We start from the raw sequence: 22,614 nt of genomic DNA, 5'->3' as shown, positions 1-22,614 counted from the left end.
GCCTGACACCTTAGGGGTTCGCGGTCAGCGCCGGGACAGACTGCGCAGCCGGACACCCAGGAAGATCAGCACGACGCCGTAGATGAGCGCGAAGATGCCCAGGATCGACGCGATCGTGACGAGCCCCAGCGCGGGCCACAACAACACGAGCAGACCGAAGATCGCCGACAGCAGCCCGGCCAGCCCCAGCATCAGCTCGCCCTCGATCTGCTTGCGCAGCCGGATGGCGGCCACGATCTCGGCGATACCGGTGACCAACGCCCACGCGCCGATCAGGATGCCGATCGCCGTGATGGTCAGCCCGGGCCACACGATCGCCACGATGCCGATCAGGATGCCCAGCACGCCGCCGAGGATCCGCATGCCCCGGTTGGACTTGTCCGTCGAGCGGAAGCCGTCCATCACCAGCCCGATGCCGTCCGCGAGCGCGTAGATCCCGAACAGCAGCGCGATGGCGAGCACCGTGATCCCCGGCCACGCCAACGCGAACAGGCCGAACAGCAGCGCCATCACACCGCGCAGCACGACCAGCCCCCAAGCCCGCTTGGGATCCAGGATCTGGACCGGAGTACCGGTTGTGGACTCACTCATGGTGACACCTCCGACACGAAGGGCTGGTCGCGCTCATTCTGTCCTTGCCGGTGCTGGTGGACAACCGGAATGGGAGTTCCGTATAGTTGGGCTATCCGGAATGATGGTTCACCTTAGGAGGGTGTCCGATGGCTGGGGTTGCTCCGCGTGAGGTTGTGTCCGCGCTGCTGGAGGGGATCGCTGGTCGGTCGTGGACGTCGCTGGCCGAGTTGTACGCGGAGGATGCGGTGGTTGAGCATCCTTTCAACGTTCCCGAGCCGTCCACTGTGAACGGTCGGGCTGAGTTGCGGGAGCGGTTCGCTTCTGCTCCGATGCGGCCGTTTACGTTGGAGTTGCTCAATCCCGTGGTTCGGGAGACTGATGATCCTGAGGTGGTTGTCGCTGAGTACGACTACAAGGTGACTGTGCCTGGGAGTGGGCGGTCTTTTGTGGTGGCCAATGTTTTGGTGGTTCGGGTTCGGGGTGGGTTGATCGTTCACTCTCGGGACTATCACAACCATGCCGCTCTTCATGCCGCTGCTTCGGAGGCTGCTGCTTAGGGTTTTGCTTCTGGGTGACGCTTTTGTCCTCGCCGGACGGGCAGCGCCACCCAGAGGGGATGAGGGGCCGTGAACCGCTCCCCGGAAGTTGGACTGGGAATCCGGTTCGTCTTTCGGGGAGTGGTGTTGCGCTTGCGCTTTGCCCGTGGGACAAGGGGGTCACCAATTCCGGTGAACCCCCACCACATCCCGGGACCTTCCAGCTCCGCGCGGGTAGTGTTGATGCCATGCAAGGCAGTGGAAACCATTGGAATAAAACAAAAGAAGAGATAGTCGCTGCCCTGCAGGACGTCGAGGCGCAGGGGCAGCGGATCGAGTACACCGGGCTGGAGTTGGTGGCCCACCTGAACAACCAGGGCCTCGCCAACGCCCTCGGCTACTCCAACCGCGCCGCGCTGCTTGTGCACGCGTTGCGGATCTCGCCCAAGGAGCCTTGGCCCGCTTCGGCACCCGGGTGCGCAACATCGTGGACCCCGATGGCCCACCGCCACCCGACCCGGAACCCAAGCAGCCCGACCGGATGCTGCACGCCCGCATCCGCCGCAACGGCGGCCTCGACTTCCGCGGCCACCTGCCCGCCGAAGACGCCCACCTGCTGCACCCGGTGATCAAGAAAGGTGAACAGCGGCCCGCTGACCGTGCCGACGACCGGTGCCAGGCCGAACGCACCGCCGACGCGTTCGTAGAAACCCTGCGGATGGCAGCTCAGTGCCCTGCCAAGCCCACCAAGAACGGGCTGCGCACTCCGGTCGCCATCACCATCTCCTATGACGATCTGCTCAACGACCTCGACGACCGCATCCTCGTCGGACCCGACACCTACCTCACCGCCCGCGAGGCCCGCCGCATCATCCACTGGCGCAACCACGGCCCGACCAAAGTGGACAATCTCGTACTTCTCTGCCCCCACCATCATCGGTTGGTTCGCCGCAGTGACTGGACCATCCAGATGGTCGATTGCACCCCGCAGTTCATCCCGCCTGCGTACATCGACCCGCACCGTCGCCCCAGAACCAACTCCGCCCGAAGACCACCACAACCACGAACACCGCTGCCCACCGCCGCCTGACCCCAGGGACCCCGCTTTCCCTGCGGCTCAAGGGGTGCCCGTAGCAGGCACTGAGCGCGGTTCGGTTTTACATGGGTGGCGGCGGCCTTAAACTTGCCAGTGCGCCGCGAAGCGGAGCCGCGCCCCCGACCCTGGGTCGACTCGTTTGGTCCACAAGAGACAGACACTCAGCTTTCGCGCCAGCGGTTGTGGTAGCGGTTCTGTTTTGTCTCGTGTTCGGCTTGTTTCATGGCTTTGCGGACTTGGCTGGCGTACTCGTCCGGGTAGCCGTGGCGGGTCACGCGGCTGTCGACGCTGTGGGTACTGAAAATGAGGGAGTAGTACACGCCTGCGTAGATGCCTAGGCCGAGGGCGAGGAGGACGATTGTGGTGTCAAAACCGAGCATTACCGCCAGGAACAGGTACAGCAACGCGAGGATGGGGGCCATGAAGACGAGGCGGCGGATGACGTGGCGCAGCAGCCAGCTCGGCACGGTGGCGTCGTGCAGCACCCACTCGCGGTAGGTGTCCGGGAGTTTGCCGCCGAACGCATACCACAGCCACAACAAGGGGTTCGGACGCTTCACAGCCATCGGGTACCACCTCCGCGCACTACCGACACCAGTCTTGGTAGACCGAGCCGCCGGCGGCAAGGGTTTGTGACCGCAATCGGTCATTCAGTTCGAGCATGTGTGCGAGAGCACTCGCGTCCTGGGCGGTGCGGAGCAGGGCCACCAGAAACGCTGCGGGTGTTGCAGGGACGCGGGGTTGTGGGGCTCGGATCAGTGTGGTGTCGAACGGGTAGATCAGGAACACGCCGAACTCGCCCAGATCCTCGACCGTCATACCGGCCATCAGATCGCCCAGGAAAGCGTCGGCGGCATCGTCGGGGAGCATCAGGTCGGCCCAAGGGTGGGGACGCGCCCAGTCGCCGATCTGACGCAGCAACCGCTCACCCTCGGCGACCCGGTTGAGGAAGTCGAAATAACCCAGATCCTCGACCGTCGCCGGCGGCAGACCGGGCGGCAACTCCGCCGGCGCGGCCGGAGGGGTGTAGAAGGACACCGCCTCGATTTCGTAGCTCCACCCCGGCTTGGCCTGACCCTCCAGGTACGAGAACCGGCGGGACGCCATCAGCGCGCGTTGGTCGGCCAGGAATTGCGGCAAATCCGGGTACGGGATCACGTAGCGCCGCGCGTGGGTGGGCGCCGGGATCAACGGCAGCCGCGCGCTGAGGATGATGCCGTGCTCGCCCCGGCCGCCGCGGACGAGATCGAACAGTTCGTCGCCAGGGCCGCACGTGCAGATGCACCCGTCATTGGTAAGGACTTCCATTTCCAGGACGTTGTCCACCTGAAGCCCGTGCTGGTGCGCCGCCCCGCCAATTCCCCCGGCCGACAAAGTTCCACCGGCCGAAAGCTCCAGGTAATCCGTTAAAACCGGCGGTGTCAATCCCTCGGGAAGAGTTGTCGCCAAAATGGAACTCCAGCGGGCACCGGCACCCACGGTGACGGTATCCCCGTGGACCGGTCCAATGGCGTTCAAGCCCCGCATATCCACCACAACGCCGCCCGGCACCTGCGCCTGCCCGGCGGTCGAGTGACCCTCCCCACGAGGCCGCAGCCGGTGCCCCGCCGCCAACGCGGCCTGGATGTCCGCGGCCGACGACGGGCGCAGCACACCGGCGGGCCGCAGGTGAACGCGGTGCCCGTAGTCGTCGGAGGCCCAGGCCAGCGCGTCCGCGTCGGTGATGATCACCCGCCCATTATTCGCCCCGCTGCCCGTCGGCGAACTCCCGGAGCACGTCCAGGTGCCCGACGTGCCGGGCGGTCTCCTGGATCACGTGCGTCAATATCCAGCGGATGGTGCGGTCCTCACCCCGGAAGGACAGTTTCGTCTTGTCATCGGGGCTCATTCCGCAGATTGCGTCGCCGGACGCCGCCCATTCCGCACGATATGCGGCGACCACGGACGCGGGCGTCGCCTCCGGCGGGATCTTGAAATCGGTGTCCGGCTCGTCGTCATCCCAGTACAACGTCGGCACATCCAGGCCGCCGCCGACTTTTGAGATCCACCACCGTTCCACCGCTGTCAAGTGCTGGATCACGCCAAGAAGGCTCATCATGGGAGAGGTCGGCCACGGCGTGGCAACCGCTTTGGACCGGTCCAATCCGGCGACCTTGTTCACCGCGGTGATGCGCAGGAATGTCAGGAACTCTTCAAGCAGTCGCAGTTCGTCCGTGGCGTGGAGTTCAGGCCAGGAACGTTCGAGCACTTCAACGCTTTCTTTAGAACTGGTGTTCGACATGGACATAGCCTACGACACGCCCAAAAGGGCGATTGACCGGCCCCCAGACAGCAGCGACCCTCTTAATTAGGGCGGTTGTCGCCAGCGCGGTTCGCGGGGAGCCTGCTGTGCGCGCCATGAGGGAGGCTCGCATGAAGAGTCTGCGCTACCCAAGATCGATACCGCCATTGCTTCATCACTTTCACCATCCGGATATGAGCCTTTCAGAGGCGTAGGAAAGCACCCTCTTTTCCTTTCAACCGACCGGGGATCCACAAGATCCCCCGGTCGGCTCACCCCACGGCAAAGAAAGGGGGAGGCGGATGAAACAGCAAGCTCCGGCCACCACCGGCCCGGTCGGCATCGCGATCGTGTTCGTGCTGGCCCTCAACCTCAGGCCCGCTGTCACCAGTCTCGGCGCCGCCCTCGAGGACATCTCGGCCACCCCGGGAATGACCGCCGCCGTCGGCGCGGTACTGGTCGCGATACCGTTGTGGGCCAGCGGTTTGGGCGGCTGGGTGACCCCGTGGCTGCGGTCCAGGCTGGGCATTCACAAGGCGGTCACCTGGGCCCTGCTCATGCTCGGCGCGTCGCTGGTCGTCCGGGTGCAAGGTGGACCCTCGGTCCTGCTTGCCGGAACGGCGTTGGCGTGCCTGGCCATCGCGGTCGTGGGCACCGTCTTACCTGTTCTTGTGCAGTCGGCGTCGTCGAGAACCCGTGCTAGCTATACGTTTGCTCTGGGCAGCGGCAGCACGATCGGCGCGCTGGCCACGCCCACCCTCGTCGGGGCGGTCAACTGGGAGTTCGCGCTCGCCTCGTGGGCGTTGCTGGCGCTCGTCACCGTCTGGCTGTGGCAGGGCGCGGCCCGCTCCAGCATGGTGTTCAAGGCCAGCTCGATGAGCCCGACCAGGCTGTTCCGCTGTGCGGTGTCCTGGAACCTCACCGTCTACTTCGGACTTGTCTCCACCCTGACGTTCCTGGTCATGGGCTGGCTGCCCGGAATCCTGCGGGACGCGGGCGTCTCGGCGAGCACCGCCGGGTTCTGCCTGGCGCTGTGCATGGCGATGGGGCTGCCGATGATGTGGCTGGTGCCGTTCCTGGTGCAGCGCGGGCGAAACCAGTCACTCGTTGTCATCTTGTTAGCGAGCTCTAACGCGATCGGCGTAGTGGGATTGATGGTGGCGCCCGCTTCCGTGCCCTGGCTGTGGTCGGTTGGCCTGGGAATCGGTATGGGTGGCCTCGCCATGGCGCTGTGTTCCATCTCCGAGCGGTCCGGCGGGAGTCCCGACCTGGCCACCGCACTGTCCGGAATGGTGCAGGGCCTCGGCTACATCATCGCCGGCATCGGCGCGCTGGCCTGCGGCCTGATCCACAGCAGCACGGGCGGCTGGCTGGCCCCGCTGGCCATGTGCCTGGCTGTCCTTTGTGGACAGGTCTGGTGCGGCATCCACGCCGGTCGCCCGTACATCGTCCGGGCGACGCCGCTGCCGGTGGTGCCGCGCAAGGTCCGCCCGCTGCCGATCGTCCCGCTCGGCGAGCCGGCGGTCCAAGCAATCCAACAGGTTGTACAGCCGGTGATCCCGCAGCCGCGGAAACCCATCCTGCCGCTCATCCCGACGGAGCAAGCGACCGAGGCGACCTGACACGCAGGGTGATGTCCGAATATTGCCAGTCACACCGGTGTGCGTGCGCAATGCTATGGGCATGCGCACGCACACCACTGTGGACAGCCCGTGCGGCCCGCTGACGCTGGTCGCGCTGGACGGTGTCCTCACCGGCCTCTACATGGACTACCAGCGGCACCGCCCCGGGCCTGAGGTGTTCGGCGAGCCGGAACCCGAGGCGCTGCCCGAGGTGAAAAGCCAGCTCAGCGAGTACTTCGCGGGCGAGCGGACCGAGTTCGACCTGACCATGACGATGCTCGGCACACCGTTCCAGCTGCGGGTCTGGGCGGCGCTGAAGGACATCCCCTTCGGCGAGACCATGTCCTACGGCGAGCTGGCCGAACAACTCGGCAACCCCAAGGCGAGCCGCGCGGTCGGCCTGGCCAACGGCAAGAACCCGATCAGCATCATCGTGCCCTGTCACAGGGTTGTCGGCAGCAACGGCAGCCTCACTGGTTACGGCGGCGGCATCGAGCGCAAGCGCTACCTGCTGGACTTCGAACGTGCCGGGAACCTGCTTCCCCTCTAGGCGCCGCGTTTGTAGTCGCCGCTGCGGCCGCCGGACTTCTCCTCCAGGCGGATCGCGCCGATCGTCATGTCCTTGTCCACGGCCTTGCACATGTCGTACACGGTCAAAGCGGCGACGCTGACCGCGGTCAGTGCCTCCATTTCGACTCCCGTGCGGCCGGTGACGGTGGCCGTCGCGGTGATGCGCAGGACATCGTCGCCGTCCGGCTCGAGGTCCACGGTGACGCCGTCGATGCCGAGCGGGTGGCACAACGGGATCAGGTCCCCGGTCTTCTTGGCGGCCATGATCCCGGCCACCCGGGCGACCGCGAGAACGTCGCCTTTGGGCACGTCGCCGGTGACGATGCGGGCCAAAGTGGCCGGGTTCATCCGCACCTCGCCGGCGGCCACCGCGCGCCGCGCGGTCACCGGTTTCGCGCCCACGTCCACCATTCGCGCCCGGCCGGCCTCGTCGAGATGGGTCAGGTCGGTCACTTCAGCCTCCGCGCGTGTGCATTTCCAGGTGGGGATCGCGTTTCAGGCTCTCCACGCTGACGAACACGCGGCCGGTCTCCCGCTGCGACAGCCGGTCCACGGCGCCGCGGTCGGTGCGCCGCTGCCAGGTCCCGGCGATGAGTTCCCGCAGCTCCGCGTCGGTGGCGCCGTCGCGCAACGGGGTGCGCAGATCGGTTCCGGTCATCGCGTAAAGGCAGCGCAGCCACATTCCGTCCGCGGTCAGCCGGCTGCGGTCGCAGGTCGCGCAAAACGGCTGGGTGGTGGACGAGATGATGCCGAACACAGTGCCGTCCGGCAGCCGGAAACGATCAGCGGGCGCCACATCGGTTTTGCGAATTTCTTCGCAGGAACCGTAGTGTGACGATATTTCTTTCAGTATTTCGGCGCGGGAGAAGACTTTTTCTTTCGACCAGTGGGTCGCGCCGCCGACGTCCATGTACTCGATGAACCGGATCTCGGCGGACATTTCCCGGCCGAATTCGATCAAGTCCACCAGTTCGTCGTCGTTGAACCCGCGCATGACCACGGTGTCGATCTTGAGGTCGGTCAGCCCGGTCGCCACCGCGGCGGTGATCCCAGCCAGGACGTCGCCGTGGGTCCCGCGCCTGGTCAGCTCGGTGAACCGGTCCGGCCGCAGGGTGTCCAGGCTGACCGTGATCCGGTGCAGGCCCGCCTCGCGCAGCGTCTCGGCGTTGCGGCCGAGCAGCACGCCGTTGGTGGTCATGGCCAGGTCCTTCACCCCCGGCACGCCGGCCAGGCGGCGGACCAGGTCGGGCAGGCCGCGGCGCAGCAGCGGCTCGCCGCCGGTCAGCCGGACCTTGTCCACGCCGACCGAGACGAACACCTCGGTGAGCCGCTCGATCTCCTCGAACGTCAGCAGGTCGGCCCTGGGCAGCCAGGCGTACTCCTCCTCCGGCATGCAGTACCGGCAACGGAGGTTGCAGCGGTCGGTCAGGGAAATCCGCAGCGCGCCCATCGGGCGGCCGTGGACGTCACGGACCTGATTCGAGCCTTCCACCTCCCCAGTTAACATCATCTGTTCCCGAAACCGGCAATGTGACCGTGGCGCTTGGCGGGGACACGCCGAGGGGTTTCGGATGACGGAAGCGGCGCGGCGGGATCGGGCCGCCGGCTGCCGGAAACAGGCAGGCGGACGGCCGCTCAGTTGCCGATTGACAAGGTGCGCCGGTAGATGGTGTGATCCGACTCACTATAAGGAAACTTTCCTAACCAATTACCACCTCTTGACCAAGCCGCCGCCGCCCCGACCCTGCAGGAGGCATCAGTGGCCCGATCAAGATGGCCCGCGCTCGCGCTGGCCGGTTGCACCGCGCTCTGCGGGCTGGTCCTCGCCCAGCCCGCGAGCGCCGCGCCGGTCCGCTACGAGTCCGAGGACCAGCTGATCTCGCAAGGCCAGGTGGACTCGAACCACCAGGGCTACACCGGGACCGGGTTCGTCAACGTCGACAACCTGGTCGGAAGCTACGTCGAGTACACGGTGAACGCGCCCACCGCCGGCACCTACTCGTTGATCTTCCGGTACGCCAACGGGACCACGGCCAACCGGCCGATGAACCTGACCGTCAACGGAGGCGCGCCCAAGAGCGTCGCCTTCCCGGCGACCGGCGAGTGGACCAACTGGCAGAACGTCACCACCACGGCCACGCTCGCCGCCGGCAGCAACAAGATCCGCACGACCTCGACCACGGCGACCGGCGGTCCCAACACCGACTCGCTCACCGTCGACACCGCGGGCACCGACCCCGAGCCGCCTGCCGGCGACACCCCGGTGGCCATCAACGGCCAGCTGCACGTGTGCGGCACCAAGCTGTGCAACAAGTACGACAAGCCGGTTCAGCTGCGTGGCATGAGCACGCACGGGATCCAGTGGTACGCCCAGTGCGTCAAGACCGCCTCGCTGGACGCGCTGGCCAACGACTGGAAGGCCGACATCTTCCGGATCTCGATGTACATCCAGGAGGGCGGCTACGAGACCAACCCGCGCAAGTTCACCGACCTGGTGCACGGCTACATCGAGGAGGCCACCAAGCGCGGCATGTACGCGCTGGTCGACTGGCACCAGCTGACCCCGGGCGACCCGAACGCCAACCTGGCCCGCGCCAAGACGTTCTTCACCGAGATCGCCCAGCGGCACAAGGACAAGATCAACATCATCTACGACATCGCCAACGAGCCCAACGGGGTGAGCTGGCCGAAGGTGAAGAGCTACGCCGAGCAGATGATCCCGGTGATCCGCGCCCAGGACCCGGACGGCGTGGTGTTCGTCGGCACGCACGGCTGGTCGACGTTCGGCATCTCCGACGGCGGCAGCGAGACCGAGGTGTTCAACAACCCGATCAACGCCACCAACTTCATGTACACGTTCCACTTCTACGCGGCCTCGCACAAGACGAACTATCTGAACGCCCTGTCGCGAATCGCCGACCGCGTGCCGGTCTTCGTCACCGAATTCGGCACGCAGACCTCAAGCGGCGACGGTGGGAACGACTTCACGATGTCCCAGCAGTACATCGATCTGATGGCGAGCAAGAAGATCGGCTGGACGAACTGGAACTTCTCGGACGACAACCGGTCCGGTGCGGTGTTCAAGACCGGCACCTGTTCCGGCAACACCTTCGCCGGCACCTCGGTGCTGAAACCGGCCGGGGTCTGGGTGCGGGACCGGACCCGCACGCCAGACGATTTCCCGACCGGCTGACGTGAGTTCCCCGCGTGAGTGGCCCTCCCCCGAGACCGGCCACTCACGCGAGGAAGTTCTGGTTCCCAAGCATCTTCATTTCGTTACCTTCCGGCCCGGCACCCGCTGATGGGAAAGGTGTAGCCCGGAATCGATGTTCGGTGTCGGTCGAGCGAAGCCGAACGACGAGATCCGAACATCAGCGCGGGCAGGTGCCCGGCATCTGCTCGGCCCGCTGCGGGAAGTCCGCCCACATCGCCGTGCACAGCTGGCGGATGGCCTGACCTGGCTCGGTGGGCCAGGCGATGATCGTTCCGTCCACACTCCCGGACACGAGAACGCCGTTGTCCGCGGACCAGCCGAGTGCGCTGACCGAACCGGTGTGCCCGGTGAGCGTCGCGAGCCGTTGCCAGGTCTTGGTGTCCCAGATGACGACCGTGTTGTCCTTGCTGCCGGACGCGAGCATGGCGTGGTTGGGGCTCGGGGAAAGCGCGGTGACCGAACGGGTGTGCGCGGGAAGGTCGATGATGTGCTCTTTCCGGGCGGTGTCCCAGACCGAGATCCGGCCGTCCTCGTAACCGGCGTAGACATACGTTCCGGCCGGGTCGAAGGCCAATGACTCGACCTTGTTCGGCAGTGTCTGGAAGTTCGCCACGAGCTGACGGGTGGCCGCGTCCCAGACCCGGATGCGTCCCTGGCTGAAGGTCGCGATCATGCGTCCGGAATTGCCGTAGGCCTGTTTTCCGGGTCCGTCGGTCACGCTGGTGACGGCTTTACCGGTCTCGGCATCCCAGATCGTGACGTCCGTTTGTCCTTCGGTGAGTGTGGTGGCCGTCGCCAGCGTTTTGCCCTCGGAACCGAAACCGATCGGCACGGTGTCGCGGTCCGTTTCCAGCATGACGATCCGGTTGCCGGTGCGGGTGTTGAGGACGGCGGTCCGGCCGTCCGGCTGGGTGGTCGCCAGCCGGGACCGGTCCGGGCTGAACACGCTGCGGCCGGTGTCGATCCCGGAGGACAGCGTCTTCGGGTACGCGCGGGCGGTGGTGTCCCAGGTCTGCAACGGCAGCGTTGGCCCCGCCGCGTAAACCGTCTTGGTGTCGTTGAAGTAGGCCAAGTCGTCGGGCGTGCCGAAGGCGAGCACGGGCAGCCTGGCCAGGTTCCAGATGGTCGTGCTGGCCGGACCGACCACGACGATGGTGCCGTTGGCGCTGGCCACCGCGGAGGCGTCGTCGGCGGACAGGCGGACCGGTGAGCTGTGGTCCGTGCTCCAGATCGTCGTTCCCGCGCGCTGGCCGGACACGACGAGGTTGCCGTGGTCGAACGCCAGGCCGGTCACCAGGCCGGAGATCGGCAGCCGGCCCACGAGCTGCAGCGTGTCGACGTCCCAGATGCCGACGTCGGCGCCGCCGGACCGGCTGGAGGCGGCGATCCGGTCGCCCTCCGGGGTGAGCGCGAACGGCCAGTCGGCCACGTCCAGGTGCTGCTTGGTCTCGCCGGTCACCGTGTCCCGGAAGGTGATCTCCTGCTGGGCCGAGGTGATCAGCGTCCGGCCGTCGGGGGTGAACCGGAGCATGCCGGACCGGCGGCCGGCGTCCTCCCGGTCCTGGTTGCCCGGCCCGGGCCACCACCGCAGCTGGGTCAGGGTCCGGGTGTCCCACAGCCGGACCGTCCCGTCGAGGTCCATGGTCGCGATCCGCGTGTTGTCGTTGCTGATCGCCACCGACTGGATCGTGGGCGACGGGTGGGAGTCGTCCGGCACCGGGATCTTCTGCTCGCGCGCGTAGACCGGCACGGTCAGCGTCCACACCCGCAGCGAGCCCGAGTCCGAGCCGACCACCAGCAGGGTGCGGTCGTTGCTGATCGCCATCGCCTGGGTGACCCGGGTGCCCTGGCTCAGCGTGGTGATCTCCGTGTGCTTGACCAGATCCCACATCTTGACGACGTTCTTGTCGCTCTCGGCCTCGCGGCCGTCGCTGGAGGTCTGCACGCTGGAGATGGCCAGCATCGAGCCGTCGTTGCTGAGCGCGATCTCGCCGGTCGCCGGGATCATCCCGTTTGTGGCGGGCCGGCCGGCCACGCTGAGCAAGGCGCTGCGGGCCTCGATGGTGGGGGAGGCGTTCACCGCCTTGATCGCCAGCTGCATCGCCTGGCCGGTGTCCTGCTGGGCGACCGCGGTGGCCTGGGCGGCCAGTTCGCGGGACAGGCCGATCTGGCGTTGTTCCTCGGTGGACCGCTGGTTGGACAACGCGAGCACGGCCAGGCCCGCGGTGGCCACGAGCAGGATCGTCAGCGACACGGCCAGCCAGCGCAGTTCGCGGATCCGTTTGCGTTCGATGCGTTGGGCGGCGTTGGCGGCGTCGATGCTGGCGTTGAGGAACTCGCGCTCGCGTGGCGCCAGGGTCAGGTTCGGGCTTTCCTTGGCCGTGGCCAGCAGGCTGCCACGGTAGAGGGCGCCGGGGTCGCGGTCGAGGGACTCCCAGGTGGCGCTGGCCTCGGTGAGCTGGCGCTGGATCCGCAGCGTCTCCCGGTCCTCGGTGAGCCAGCCGCCCAGCCGGGGCCAGGCCGTGAACAGCGACTCGTGGGTCACCTCGATGGTGTCACTGTCCACTGTGATCAGTCGCGACTCGGTGAGCCTGCTGAGGATCAGCTCGATGTCCGGATCGTCCGCGTCCAGCTCGCAGCGGTGGATCCGGCGTTTGGTGTCGGTGGAGTCCAGCGCCACGAGACGTAGGAACAGCTGGCGCACCTTGGTCTGCTGGCCTTTGTCCAGCGCGGTGTAGTGCGCTTCGGCGGTCTGAGCGATGCAGCCCTGGATGCCTCCGGCCGCGTGGTACCCGTTGAGCGTCAACGTGGTTCCACGCCTCCGGTGCCAGGTTTCGCGCAATGCATGGGACATCAGCGGAAGCGCGCCGACCCGGCCGCCCGCCTCCGCGATCAGCTGCGCCACCAGGTCGCCTTCGACGCTGAACCCGGCCTGGATCGCGGGTTGGGTGATGGCCGACCGCAGTTCGCTCGCGGTCATCTGCCCCACGAGGACCTGCGAGTCGGACAGGGCCGCGGTCAGCTCGGGGTGTTCGGCGCACTGCGTGTAGAAGTCCGAACGCATGCCGATCACGACCCGGCCGTCGATGGTCGCCGCGAGCAGGGCACGGACGAACTCGGAGCGTTCCTCGGGGTCCGTGCAGAGGGTGAAGATCTCCTCGAACTGGTCGACCACCACGACGAGGTTCTTGGTGGCCTGGCGGATCACCAGATCCGGGCTCTGGGCGAGTTCGGTGTGCAGGCGGCCGGCCGTGGTCCCGGCGTGCGGCGCCAGCTGGATCGCGAACTCCGCCAACGGATGCGCACCGGGGGTGAACAGGATCGTGGTGGTGAACCGGGGAAGCAGCCCGGCGCGCAGCAAAGAGGACTTGCCCGCGCCCGACGGGCCGAACACCGCGAGGAACCGGCGGGTGGTCAGCCGGGCGTACAGGTCGTCGATCAGCCGTTCCCGGCCGAAGAACCGGGCGCAGTCCTCGGCCTGGAACGCGGCCAGCCCCAGGTAGGGCGACTGCGAGCCGGGTTCGGGCCCGGCCGGGGTGGCCAGTGCGGCGGCGAGCCGGTGCCAGCGGTGTTCCCAGTCCGCGGTGTCGCCGTCACAGGCCTGGACGTAGGCGAGGGTGACCGCGAGGGTGGGCAGCTTGCGGCCGCTCGCCGCCTCGGACAGGGTGCCGGCCGAATAGTGCGCCCGGCGGCCCAGTTCGCGGTACGGCGGACTGCCCGCCTGGTCGCGCAGTTGGCGTAAGGCCGCGGCGAATTCGGCGAGCGGGCCGCCGTCGGAGTCCAACGGCCGTTCACGAGCAGGCATATGGCCCCCTCCCGGACAGAGGGTCCATTGTCATTAACCACAGAACTGATCGCCACCAGCCAGCACTGTCGACCGTCAATCGGGTTAACACAGCGGTAGGCCCGCCGATCGGGCTGACCTGGGAGATCAGCAGGTGGTAGGGGCCACGTCGCGCAGGGTGAAGTCCACCCGGATCACCCCCGTGGACGTTCCTGACCAGTGATGAGGCCGGTCAGCCGGGAGTGCAACTGCCTGACGTAGAACTCCTCCTCCGGCTTCATCAGCACGCTGCGCAGGATCCGGCCCGCGTCCACGTCGGCGGCGACCCCGGGGTGGCGCGCGGTCATCGCGTCGGCGGTCACGCGCATGGTGGAGACGTAGACCGGATCGTCCGGGTCGGTCATCCCGGCGTGCAGGATCCGGTCCGAGTCCTTGTCTATTGCGGACATGGAGTCACCCGCGAAATAGGTGACGATGTCCAGCTCCGGCCGTTGGTACAGGGTGAACTCATCGGACTCGTCGATCAGCACGGCGAACTCCAGCGCCGCTCGCCTGCCCGCCGCGAGCACCTCGCCAAGACCGCTGCGGGTCAACGGGAACAGCTTGAGCGTCAGCCAGAACGCGGCCGCCGAGGCGCCGGACCGGGAGCACTCCAGGCTGATCTCACCGGGGTGCAGCTCTTCGGAGGTGAAGTACGTGTAGGGCGAATCGTGCAGGTAGAACCGGCCGACTGCGGGATCGCTGAACAGCACCGCACCGCAACCGTAGGGCTGGAGGCCGTGTTTGTGCGGGTCTACCACGACCGAGTCGCACCGGGCGATCGCCTGCCATGGGCCGTTCGGCTCGGCGAGCAGTGTGTGGAAGCCGCCGTATGCGGCGTCGACGTGGATGCGGACGCCGTACTTCTCCTTGAGCGCCAAGGCTTCGTGGATCGGTTCGACGACTCCGAGGCTGGTCGTCCCGGCGGTCATCACGACCGTGCCGATGTCCTCACTGGACAGCAGGTGGTCCAGCGCGTTCAGGTCCATCTTGCCGGTTTTGTCCACCGGAACCTTGTACGACGGGATGCCCAGCACGTGGCACATCCGGGGATGCGTGTAGTGCGACTCGGCGCTGTACGCGATTCCCTTGCCAGGGTGGGTTTCCCGGGCGACGAACAGGGCTTCGAGGTTGGCGATGGTCCCACTGCTGGTCAGGTGGCCCAGGTGGGTGCCGAAGCCGAACATCGTGGCCAGCTGGGCGACCACCTCGCGTTCCATCTTCGCGGTGGCCGGGCCGCCGTCGAGGGCGTGGTTGTTGGGGTTGTTCAACATCGTGGTCAGGTAGCCCACGACCGCCGCGGGGTGCGGCGGTTTCTGCATCTGCCCGGCGTAGCGCGGGTGGAAGTACGGGTTGTCACCCGCGAGGCGCTCGGTCAGCTCCGCGAACGCCGCGGCGAACTTGTCGTCCTCGACGTGCAGCGCCGGATGTGCCTGGTACTCCCCGAAACCGCCGGCCCAGGTGCCGAACGCGGTGGTGGCGTTGCCCAGCCAGGTCCGCAGGTCCATCACTTCTTCCTTCCGCGCAGCTCCCAGTCGCCGCCCAGGGCGGTCGACCGGACCTCGTCCGACTCGGTCGGCTGGGCGCCGACATCCGTGCGCACCGGGGCGCCGGTCACGATGTGGTTGGTGAGCCGTCCCAGGCCGTCCACTTCGACCTCGACGGTGTCGCCGGGCTGGACCGGCCTGGAGTTGGCGGGTGTCCCGGAAAGCAGGACGTCGCCGGGGTTGAGCGTGATCAGCCGGGCGATGTCGGCGACGAGGTAGTGCATGTCCCACTGCATCTCGCCGGTCGATCCACTTTGGACCAGCTCGCCGTTGACGTAGGTCCGGATGCCCTTGCCGTGGAAGTCCCAGCCGGTGACCAGGCCGGGCCCGAGCGGGCAGAACGTGTCGGACCCCTTGACCCGCAACATCGACCCGGCGTCAGTGTCGCGGAAGTCGTGCAGGCCGTAGTCGTTCGCGACCGTGTAGCCTGCGATGTAGTCGCCCGCCTCCTCGGGCGCGATGCCGCGGCAGGTGCGGCCGATGACGATGGCGATCTCGCCCTCGTAGTTGAGGTACTTGCAGCCCTCCGGCCGGATCACGTTGCCGCCGTGCGAGTTCAGCGCGGAGGTCGGCTTGTGGAAGTAGGTCGGCGCGGGCGGGAGTCTGGTCATGAACTCCTCGACCCGGCTGCGGTGGTTCAGGTGCACGGCGATGATCTTGCTCGGCTCGACCGGCGGCAGGTGGGTCGCGGTGTCCGCGGGAACACGCCTGCCGTCCCCGGCGACGAGTTCATCGCCGTCGCGGCTGACGGTGACGATGGTGCCGTCGAGCAGGATCCTTCGGGTCTCACTCATGTCGCTGTGGTCCATCCTTGGGCCGGACGGTCGAACCAGAGGTGCACCTGGCCGGTGCCGATCGCGTTCTCGTAGTCGCCGTACTGGCGGCCGGGCGCGGTGCAACGCTCCTCGCCCAGCGCGCCGATCATCATCAGGTAGTGGCCGAACTTGGCCTCGGGCTTGACTTTCAGGAACTCCGGCATGGTGGTCAGCACCCTGGCGTGATCGCCTTGTTTGAACCAGTCGATCCGCTCCGCGTCGGCGGCCCGCGCCTGGGCGCTGAAGATGTGCACGGGATCGCTGGCCTCGTGTGAGCGGAGTTCGCGCAGCGGCCAGAAGGTGTGCGACAGCGCGCCGGACGCGATGAGCAGCACCTTGCGGCCGGCATCCCGGATGCCGTCGCCGAGCGCTCGGCCCAGGCGCAGGAAGTCCTCGGTGTCCGCGGTCTGGCAGACCCCGATGGACACCCAGCGCTTTCCCGGCACCCCCAGATAGGTCCACAGGTTCAGGGTGGCGTAGAAGATCGGCAGGTTCTCGTCGTCGATCGGGGTGATCCAGGTCTGGTGCGTCTCCTGGTGGCTCGCTATGGCATGCGCCAGTTCGGGGTCGCCGTCGAAGTCGTAGGGCATCCGGCACATCCCGCGGGGGAGTTCCTCCGATGTGTACAGTCCCGTGCGGCGTTCGTGGGCTGTCACAACGAACTCGACCGTGGTCGCCCAGTGCGAGTCGAGCACGACGACGGTGTCGTAGTCGAGCTTGTCGAACACCTCGGCACGGAGTTGCTCGAGCCCGGTCACGAGGGAGATCTCCTTGCCCTCGTTGAGGTCCAGGCGATCCGCTTCGGGCAGAACAATGGTGGGCACGTGGGACAGCAGGCCCGCGCCGACGACTTCACCCATGAGGACTCACCGTATTCTTTACATCGCAATAGAAGTCGAAGCTCCAGTTTCCGCCCTCGCGGCCGATCCCGGACTGCCGTGACCCGCCGAACGGGGCTCGCAGGTCGCGGACGAAGAAGCAGTTCACCCATACCGTGCCGGCCACGAGCTGCCCCGAGACGCGTTGGGCCCGTTGCGGATCCGTCGTCACCACGACCGCCGCCAGCCCGAACCTGGTGCTGTTGGCCATGGTCACGGCCTGCTCCTCGGTGCTGAACGTCTGCAGTGTGAGGACCGGGCCGAACACCTCCTCGGTGACGATCTCCGAGTCTGGCGCCACGTTCGTGAAGAGAGTCGGCTGGTAGTACAGGCCGCCGAGGTCGGTGTTCGGGCCGCCGCCGGCCAGGGCGGTCGCTCCGGCGGCCTTCGCGCGCTGGACGAACCCGTCGATCCGGTCGAGGTGATCGGGGTGGATCTGCGGGCCGATGTCGGTGCTCTCCTCGCGCGGATCGCCCTGGTTGAGCATGGCTATCCGGTGCAGCAACCGCGCGGTGAACTCGCCGGCGATGCTTTCCTCGACCAGCAACCGTGTTCCGGCCAGGCAGACCTGACCGGCGTTGTCGTACTGCTCGATCGCGAGGTCGGCGGCCAGCGTGAGATCGGCGTCGGCGAACACGATCAGCGGCGACTTCCCGCCCAGCTCGAAACTCGTCGGCGTCAGGTTCGGCGCGGCCGCGGCGGCGATCAGCCTGGCGGTGGGCACGGACCCGGTGAAGCTGATCCGCCGCACCTCCGGGTGTGAAACCAACGGCGTGCCAACCTCTTCGCCGTAGCCCTGGACGACATTCAGGACACCGTCAGGCAATCCGGCCTCGGCGGCGATGTCACACAGCAGCGACGCGGTCATCGGCGTCCACTCCGCGGGCTTGAGCACGACCGTGTTGCCCGCGGCCAGGGCGGGCGCGATCTTCCAGGTGGCCAGCATCAGCGGCGCGTTCCACGGCGTGATCAACGCGCACACCCCGGCCGGGTCCCAGCTCACGTGGTTGGTGTACGTCCGCGTGTCGAAGCCGGGGTGGTGCAGCTCGCCGACGAGCCAGTCCGCGAAGAACCGGAAGTTGTGCGCCACCCGCGGCATCACACCGCGCAGGTGCGACCGCAGCAGCGCCCCGTTGTCCGATGTCTCCACTTCCGCGAGGACGTTGGCCCGCTTGTCCACGCCGTCCGCGATGGCGTGCAGGACGCTCGCGCGTTCCTCGCGGCTTGTCTTGCTCCAGGACGAGAACGCCGCTTTCGCCGCGTGGACGGCCGCCTCCACCTCGGCCGGACCGCCGCGGGCCACTGGGGTCGGCGGCACGCCGTCGATGGGGGAGTGGTCGGCGAAAGTGGTCTTCGATGCGACCCGGCGGCCGCCGATCCAGTGCTCGATCATCGCAGCGCCGCCCGTCGCTCCTCGCCGTGATCCTCCACTTGCGACACCACCTTGCGCAGTAACGCGGCCAGGGTCTTGGCTTCCGATGTGGACAGTCGCTCGGTCACGAAGGCCTCTTCCGCGTTGAAGGCCGGGAACAACGTCCGCATGAGTTCCTCGCCCTTGCCGGTCAGGGAGATCAGCACCAGCCGGCCGTCCGCGGCGTGTTTGGTGCGGACGGCCAGGCCGCGTGCTTCCAGGGTTTTCACCACGCCGGTCAGGGTTCCCTTGGTGATCCCGGCTTCCTTGGCGACGTACCGGGTCTCCATCTCGCCCCAGATCCAGACCACCCACAGCACCACGAAGGCGGTCCAGGTCAGGTCCGGGCCGCGCAGTACTGAGTTCTCGAAGTGCAGCCGGACGGCGGCGGCCGCGCGGTGGATGTTCGCCGCGGCCTGCATCTGTTCCCATTGCAATGGCAGGCCGCCGAGCTTGGCTTCGACGGCTTTCTCGGTGTCCTCAAGGGAATGGTGGCCCGTCATCGCGTTTGTCCCGAGGTCAGCAGGGTGCCCGCGTCCCAGCGCACGCCGACCTGCCGGTAGTAGGCGCCGATGATCTCGTGCACTTCCAGCGACGCCAGCTCCTCAGTCGGCGCCTCTAACAGTGTTAGAGAAGCGTCGCCGCGCCAGGCTGGACCGGCTTCGAACGATGACGCTCCACTTTGGACCAGTTCGTCCAGGGCGAGGCCGTTGCCGTCGATGGACTCCACCCAACGGTTGTGCGCCATCGGGTGGGCATTGACGAACCCGTTGGTCTCACTCGGTTCCCGCAGGGTGACGACGGCTTCGGCGAGCCGCCGGTCGGCGGCGGCGAGGGTCGCGCCGAACCGGGCGCCGGCCTCGAGGCGCGGGGCGGGGCCGTACGGGTGCGGCCGGGTCTGGTGAATCGAGCCGAGTTTCTTGGGATAGCCCTGGTGCAGGCCGCGGGCGATGGCGAAGTCCTTGTCCACCCAGATGTACACACACCGGGAGAACAGTCTTCCCTGGTAGCGGCAGCGCACGACGGCGAAGCACTCCTTGTACTGCGCCCGCACCGGGTCGAGGAGCTCCTCGCGCGAGGACCCGCAGGACTGCCAGTCCGCCCAGATCAACGCGACCGCGCCCGGGTCGTCCTCGGCGAGGTCCAACGGCGGCGGCAGCAGCTCGGCGACCCGGGCCGGGTCCGTGCGGTACTCGACGGTGAGCAGGTCACCGGAGTAGAACCACGGCGGCTCCGGCACCAGTGCGGACCGGCCGGTAGCGGATTTCGGGTACGAGAACCCTCGCATGAGCCACCTCCGGGCGGTATCGTTTGGATCCAAACAATAGGGAGGTCCGGTGGCTGAAGGCAAGGTCGACCTTGACGCGATCGAGCTGGTCCGGGTGCTCTGGAGCGACCTGCACGGCGTCGCCCGGGGCAAGGATGTGCTGCCCCAGGCGTTCGGGAAGATCGTCGAGCAGGGCATCTCGTTCGCCCGCGCGTCCCTGCTGACCGACCTCGGCGCGAACCCGGTCCACGGCCCGGAGAGCACCGGCAGCGGCTGGCCGGACGCCGTCGCCCGGCCCGACGTGTCCACCGCGATCAGGGTCGGCGACGAGCTGGTCTGCGTCGCGGACGTCGACGATCCCGGCCTGTCGTCACGATCCGTGCTGCGCGCCCAGCTGAACGGCCTGGAAGGTACTCCGATCGTCGGACCCGAGCTGGAGTTCTCCCTGCTCCGGCCGGATCCCTGGCGGCTCTACGTCGAACGCGACACCGCCGGGTACGTCGTCGGCACGGCCAACGACCCGGACGGCATGCTTCCCTTGCTGCTACGGACGCTCGCTCCACTTGGCGCGTACGCGGGCAACCAGGAGGTCGGCGGCGGCCAGTTCGAGATCAACCTGGACCACACGCCCGCGCTGACCGCGGCGGACAACGCGTTCCTGATGAAGCACCTGGTCAAGGAGGTCGCGGCGAGCAAGGGGCTGCGGGCCACGTTCATGGGCCGCCCGTTCGACGGTGAGGCGGGCAATGGCCTGCACATTCACCTGTCCCTCCGGGGTGACAACGGTGTCAACCTGTTCGACGACCCGTCGGCCCCGTACGGGCTGAGCAGGCGCGCACTGTCCTTTGTGGCCGGTGTGCTGGCGCACGCACCGGCGTTGTCGGCGATCCTCAACCCCACGGTCAACGCGTACAAGCGCCTCGGCTTCGGCCTCGCGCCGATCTCCGCCTACTGGGGCCTGGACAACCGCGCCGCGTACATCCGGATCCCGCCCGGCCGCGGCGAAAGCGCCCGGCTCGAGGTACGGATTGGCGACGGCGCAGCCAATCCGTACCTCGCCCTGGCGGCACTGCTGGCCGCGGGCGCAGACGGCGTTGACTGCGCGATGCTCCCGCCGGAGCCCGTGACCACGGACAACCCGGCGGGCGGCCCGCCTCTGCCCTCGTCCCTCGGCGCCGCGCTGGACGCGTTGGAACAGGACAAAGTCCTTGCCGACCGGCTCGGCGGCGGGTTCGTCGAGGCCTACCTCCGGCTCAAACGCCAGGAGCTGGACCGGTTCGCCAAAGCGGTGACCGACTGGGAGTTCCGGGAATATTCTTGGTTGCTATAGCGCCCACTGCGGACATGCTGCCGTGAGAATGTCCTGGGGGAGCGGGATTTCCAGCTCCTCCAGGAGATCGGTGACCCGCCTGGCATAGGTCACCAAACGGCCCGCGCCGCCCAGGACGTGTTCGGCGCTGTGCTCATAACCGCGCAGCATGTACAGGCAGCTGACCACGCCGGTCGCGATGGCGTAGGCGGCGTTGGTCAAGCCCAGTCCGGCACGGCGGCGGATTTCCGCCAGATACGGGTCCAGCGCCTTGTCGACGAGGTACGCGCACGCGTCGTCCGGGTCGCAGACGCCGACATCCGGCGCGTCCATGTCGGAGAAGTCATACCCGGTCAGGGTTTCCACCAGCCGGTCGCGCACCTCCTCGCGGGACGGCGCCGAGAGCAGCGACGTGGCGGCCCACTCCGCCTCCGCCGCCAGCTCCGGGTGGGCCCGCAGCAAGGTGGCCAGGACCTGGGCCTGTTCCCCGGTCCGTAGCGCGTCAAGGGCTGTAGCTGCCTGCACAGGCACGAGTTTCCTTCCGGCTCACGATGAACTGGTGTGCTCACATTGAGCCACCTGAAGTTACCCGCTGAGAAGTGCCGGAAGACCTACTCCATTCGGGTTCTACAGCCAGCCTATCCGGCCGGACAGCGCATTTTCCATCGGCGACGCCGCGCTTCGCGGACCCACCCGGTCCAGCACGGATGCCCATTCCAGGATGATTGTCGCCACGGTTTCGGCTTCGCGTTCCTGCTGCGAATCGTAGGATGTCCGGCGCAATGCGCGGCGGACCGCGTCCGGCGCGAGATCGGGGTACTGCGCACGCAACGTGTCCGGCTCCAGCCCGGGCGGCGGTTCGTCGCCGCCCTCGTCGCGGTGACCGGCCAGCAGGTGCCCCAGCTCGTGCAGGATGATGTGATCCTGGTGCGATTTCGAGGTTTCCCGCTGGTAGAGGATGTAGTCGGCGTCGCGGGCGGTGATCCACAGGCCGAACGGCCCCGGCACCGGGATCGGGTGGCTCACCAGGGTGATCGGCCTGCCGCGCTGCTCACCGACCCGGCGGCACAGTTCCGCCACATCCAGCGGTGGCCGGATGTCCAGGTCGCGCAACAACCTGCGGCACCGTTTGCGCAGCTCGCGTTCGCTCACAGCTCCAGCGCGCCCCGTTTCGCCTGCTCCAGCTGGTACACCACGTCCAGCAGATCCATCACCTGCTTGCGCCCCTTGGCCGACAGCTCACCGGCGCGCATGGCCATCAGCTGCACGTCGCTGCTGCCGGCCAGCTCGGTCAGCCGGTCCTGCTCGGCGCGCAGCATCGCGAGCTGCTCGTTCACCCGGCCGGTGACGTCGTCGTCGAAGAAGTACGCCGCCGGTACGCCGAAAAAGTCGGCGAGCGCCTGAACGTGGCGCAGCGTGGGGTTGTCTTTCTTGGCTTTTCGCAGTTGCCAGATATAGCTCTGCGAGATGGTGACACCCTTCGCGCAGATCGACGCGGCAACCTGTTCATTGCTGTACTCATGACCACTGCGCGGCCGGACATGGGCGAACAGGTGGTTGAGCTTGTCCGCTAAGCGGTTGCTCACCTGGTCGGACATCCCGCTGACTCCAAACCATTTCGTCGACACTGGCGCGACTCCTACGAAAGGGTAGGGCGCCGACGGCGTTTACA

At 67.4% G+C, this 22,614-nt stretch carries 21 protein-coding genes and 1 pseudogene; 6 read left to right on the top strand and 16 right to left on the bottom strand.

Annotation, left to right across the window (positions count from 1 at the left end):
- Window positions 1-24 precede the first annotated feature (24 nt).
- On the bottom strand, window positions 25-591 hold the full coding sequence (locus tag AB0J95_RS10365; RefSeq protein WP_364755225.1) for an HdeD family acid-resistance protein: 567 nt from the start codon (window positions 589-591) through the stop codon (window positions 25-27).
- Window positions 592-746: 155 nt separating this feature from the next.
- On the opposite strand from AB0J95_RS10365, the gene AB0J95_RS10360 reads away from it, so the two are divergent.
- Together AB0J95_RS10360 and AB0J95_RS10355 are read left to right on the top strand one after the other, a co-directional pair.
- Entirely contained in the window at window positions 747-1,130 is a 384-nt protein-coding gene (locus tag AB0J95_RS10360) for a nuclear transport factor 2 family protein (RefSeq protein WP_364755222.1), read from the top strand.
- Window positions 1,131-1,533: 403 nt separating this feature from the next.
- A pseudogene (locus tag AB0J95_RS10355) lies at window positions 1,534-2,199 on the top strand (DUF222 domain-containing protein); the annotation flags it as partial.
- A gap of 167 nt (window positions 2,200-2,366) precedes the next feature.
- Here the strand turns inward: AB0J95_RS10355 and AB0J95_RS10350 are convergent.
- Genes AB0J95_RS10350 through AB0J95_RS10340 form a run of 3 tightly spaced genes read right to left on the bottom strand, consistent with a single transcriptional unit; the run spans window position 2,367 to window position 4,486 of the window.
- Window positions 2,367-2,771, bottom strand: a complete 405-nt coding sequence (locus tag AB0J95_RS10350) for a DUF5313 family protein (protein WP_364755219.1) — start codon at window positions 2,769-2,771, stop codon at window positions 2,367-2,369.
- Between the two features lie 19 nt (window positions 2,772-2,790).
- Window positions 2,791-3,936: an FAD-binding protein gene (locus AB0J95_RS10345; RefSeq protein WP_364755216.1), complete on the bottom strand. Its 1,146-nt coding sequence runs from the start codon at window positions 3,934-3,936 to the stop codon at window positions 2,791-2,793.
- Window positions 3,937-3,943: 7 nt separating this feature from the next.
- Window positions 3,944-4,486 carry a DinB family protein gene (locus tag AB0J95_RS10340; protein ID WP_364755213.1) on the bottom strand — a complete coding sequence of 181 codons (543 nt, stop codon included), beginning with the start codon at window positions 4,484-4,486 and terminating at the stop codon, window positions 3,944-3,946.
- Window positions 4,487-4,788: 302 nt separating this feature from the next.
- Between AB0J95_RS10340 and AB0J95_RS10335 the strand changes: the two genes are divergently transcribed.
- Both AB0J95_RS10335 and AB0J95_RS10330 read left to right on the top strand, forming a co-directional pair.
- Window positions 4,789-6,108 carry an MFS transporter gene (locus AB0J95_RS10335; protein WP_364755210.1) on the top strand — a complete coding sequence of 440 codons (1,320 nt, stop codon included), beginning with the start codon at window positions 4,789-4,791 and terminating at the stop codon, window positions 6,106-6,108.
- Between the two features lie 61 nt (window positions 6,109-6,169).
- Window positions 6,170-6,658, top strand: a complete 489-nt coding sequence (locus AB0J95_RS10330; protein ID WP_364755207.1) for a methylated-DNA--[protein]-cysteine S-methyltransferase — start codon at window positions 6,170-6,172, stop codon at window positions 6,656-6,658.
- Here AB0J95_RS10330 and moaC read toward each other — a convergent pair.
- Together moaC and moaA are read right to left on the bottom strand one after the other, a co-directional pair.
- Window positions 6,655-7,131: a cyclic pyranopterin monophosphate synthase MoaC gene (moaC, locus tag AB0J95_RS10325; RefSeq protein WP_364755205.1), complete on the bottom strand. Its 477-nt coding sequence runs from the start codon at window positions 7,129-7,131 to the stop codon at window positions 6,655-6,657. The two genes, AB0J95_RS10330 and moaC, sit on opposite strands and share 4 nt — an antisense overlap.
- A 1-nt stretch (window position 7,132) precedes the next feature.
- Complete coding sequence (gene moaA, locus AB0J95_RS10320; RefSeq protein WP_364755202.1) at window positions 7,133-8,170, bottom strand: GTP 3',8-cyclase MoaA; 1,038 nt, start codon at window positions 8,168-8,170, stop codon at window positions 7,133-7,135.
- Between the two features lie 267 nt (window positions 8,171-8,437).
- Here moaA and AB0J95_RS10315 point away from each other — a divergent pair, with 267 nt between their 5' ends.
- The gene (locus AB0J95_RS10315) at window positions 8,438-9,871 is read left to right on the top strand and encodes a cellulase family glycosylhydrolase (RefSeq protein ID WP_364755199.1); all 1,434 of its coding nucleotides are present in this window, start codon (window positions 8,438-8,440) and stop codon (window positions 9,869-9,871) included.
- Window positions 9,872-10,049: 178 nt separating this feature from the next.
- On the opposite strand, the gene AB0J95_RS10310 is transcribed toward AB0J95_RS10315, so the two are convergent.
- The 7 genes from AB0J95_RS10310 to AB0J95_RS10280 form a co-directional block, all read right to left on the bottom strand.
- Window positions 10,050-13,697, bottom strand: a complete 3,648-nt coding sequence (locus tag AB0J95_RS10310; protein ID WP_364755196.1) for a helix-turn-helix domain-containing protein — start codon at window positions 13,695-13,697, stop codon at window positions 10,050-10,052.
- A gap of 173 nt (window positions 13,698-13,870) precedes the next feature.
- Complete coding sequence (locus AB0J95_RS10305) at window positions 13,871-15,223, bottom strand: aminotransferase class I/II-fold pyridoxal phosphate-dependent enzyme (RefSeq protein WP_364755193.1); 1,353 nt, start codon at window positions 15,221-15,223, stop codon at window positions 13,871-13,873.
- Complete coding sequence (locus AB0J95_RS10300; protein WP_364755190.1) at window positions 15,223-16,056, bottom strand: fumarylacetoacetate hydrolase family protein; 834 nt, start codon at window positions 16,054-16,056, stop codon at window positions 15,223-15,225. Before AB0J95_RS10300 ends, AB0J95_RS10305 begins: the two co-directional genes overlap by 1 nt.
- A complete protein-coding gene (locus tag AB0J95_RS10295; protein ID WP_364755187.1) occupies window positions 16,053-16,937 on the bottom strand; it encodes a 3,4-dihydroxyphenylacetate 2,3-dioxygenase in 885 nt (294 codons plus the stop codon). Before AB0J95_RS10295 ends, AB0J95_RS10300 begins: the two co-directional genes overlap by 4 nt.
- On the bottom strand, window positions 16,930-18,348 hold the full coding sequence (locus AB0J95_RS10290) for an aldehyde dehydrogenase (RefSeq protein ID WP_364755185.1): 1,419 nt from the start codon (window positions 18,346-18,348) through the stop codon (window positions 16,930-16,932). The genes AB0J95_RS10295 and AB0J95_RS10290 overlap by 8 nt, the downstream gene beginning before the upstream one ends.
- Entirely contained in the window at window positions 18,345-18,869 is a 525-nt protein-coding gene (locus AB0J95_RS10285) for a MarR family transcriptional regulator (RefSeq protein WP_364755183.1), read from the bottom strand. Before AB0J95_RS10285 ends, AB0J95_RS10290 begins: the two co-directional genes overlap by 4 nt.
- Window positions 18,866-19,654, bottom strand: a complete 789-nt coding sequence (locus AB0J95_RS10280) for an acetoacetate decarboxylase family protein (RefSeq protein WP_364755181.1) — start codon at window positions 19,652-19,654, stop codon at window positions 18,866-18,868. Before AB0J95_RS10280 ends, AB0J95_RS10285 begins: the two co-directional genes overlap by 4 nt.
- 49 nt (window positions 19,655-19,703) lie before the next feature.
- Between AB0J95_RS10280 and AB0J95_RS10275 the strand changes: the two genes are divergently transcribed.
- On the top strand, window positions 19,704-20,963 hold the full coding sequence (locus AB0J95_RS10275; RefSeq protein WP_364755179.1) for a glutamine synthetase family protein: 1,260 nt from the start codon (window positions 19,704-19,706) through the stop codon (window positions 20,961-20,963).
- On the opposite strand, the gene AB0J95_RS10270 is transcribed toward AB0J95_RS10275, so the two are convergent.
- The 3 genes from AB0J95_RS10270 to AB0J95_RS10260 form a co-directional block, all read right to left on the bottom strand.
- On the bottom strand, window positions 20,958-21,467 hold the full coding sequence (locus AB0J95_RS10270) for a hypothetical protein (RefSeq protein WP_364755176.1): 510 nt from the start codon (window positions 21,465-21,467) through the stop codon (window positions 20,958-20,960). The genes AB0J95_RS10275 and AB0J95_RS10270 overlap by 6 nt on opposite strands.
- A gap of 102 nt (window positions 21,468-21,569) precedes the next feature.
- The gene (locus AB0J95_RS10265; RefSeq protein ID WP_364755174.1) at window positions 21,570-22,094 is read right to left on the bottom strand and encodes a hypothetical protein; all 525 of its coding nucleotides are present in this window, start codon (window positions 22,092-22,094) and stop codon (window positions 21,570-21,572) included.
- Complete coding sequence (locus tag AB0J95_RS10260) at window positions 22,091-22,540, bottom strand: helix-turn-helix domain-containing protein (RefSeq protein ID WP_364755172.1); 450 nt, start codon at window positions 22,538-22,540, stop codon at window positions 22,091-22,093. Before AB0J95_RS10260 ends, AB0J95_RS10265 begins: the two co-directional genes overlap by 4 nt.
- Between the last annotated feature and the right edge of the window lie 74 nt (window positions 22,541-22,614).

The sequence above is a fragment of the Actinocrispum sp. NPDC049592 genome (genome assembly GCF_040675465.1).
GTDB lineage: Bacteria > Actinomycetota > Actinomycetes > Mycobacteriales > Pseudonocardiaceae > Kibdelosporangium.
The sequence above is the reverse complement of the archived record's forward strand: the minus strand, read 5'-3'. Positions and strand labels throughout refer to the sequence as shown.

Excerpts from the sequence above, each read along its gene's own strand:
- AB0J95_RS10365 (WP_364755225.1), bottom strand. The coding sequence starts at position 591 with ATGAGTGAGTCCACAACCGGTACTCCGGTCCAGATCCTGGATCCCAAG.
- AB0J95_RS10350 (WP_364755219.1), bottom strand. The coding sequence starts at position 2,771 with ATGGCTGTGAAGCGTCCGAACCCCTTGTTGTGGCTGTGGTATGCGTTC.
- AB0J95_RS10340 (WP_364755213.1), bottom strand. The coding sequence starts at position 4,486 with ATGTCGAACACCAGTTCTAAAGAAAGCGTTGAAGTGCTCGAACGTTCC.
- AB0J95_RS10335 (WP_364755210.1), top strand. The coding sequence starts at position 4,789 with ATGAAACAGCAAGCTCCGGCCACCACCGGCCCGGTCGGCATCGCGATC.
- AB0J95_RS10330 (WP_364755207.1), top strand. The coding sequence starts at position 6,170 with ATGCGCACGCACACCACTGTGGACAGCCCGTGCGGCCCGCTGACGCTG.
- AB0J95_RS10310 (WP_364755196.1), bottom strand. The coding sequence starts at position 13,697 with ATGCCTGCTCGTGAACGGCCGTTGGACTCCGACGGCGGCCCGCTCGCC.
- AB0J95_RS10305 (WP_364755193.1), bottom strand. The coding sequence starts at position 15,223 with ATGGACCTGCGGACCTGGCTGGGCAACGCCACCACCGCGTTCGGCACC.
- AB0J95_RS10300 (WP_364755190.1), bottom strand. The coding sequence starts at position 16,056 with ATGAGTGAGACCCGAAGGATCCTGCTCGACGGCACCATCGTCACCGTC.
- AB0J95_RS10295 (WP_364755187.1), bottom strand. The coding sequence starts at position 16,937 with ATGGGTGAAGTCGTCGGCGCGGGCCTGCTGTCCCACGTGCCCACCATT.
- AB0J95_RS10290 (WP_364755185.1), bottom strand. The coding sequence starts at position 18,348 with ATGATCGAGCACTGGATCGGCGGCCGCCGGGTCGCATCGAAGACCACT.
- AB0J95_RS10285 (WP_364755183.1), bottom strand. The coding sequence starts at position 18,869 with ATGACGGGCCACCATTCCCTTGAGGACACCGAGAAAGCCGTCGAAGCC.
- AB0J95_RS10280 (WP_364755181.1), bottom strand. The coding sequence starts at position 19,654 with ATGCGAGGGTTCTCGTACCCGAAATCCGCTACCGGCCGGTCCGCACTG.
- AB0J95_RS10260 (WP_364755172.1), bottom strand. The coding sequence starts at position 22,540 with ATGTCCGACCAGGTGAGCAACCGCTTAGCGGACAAGCTCAACCACCTG.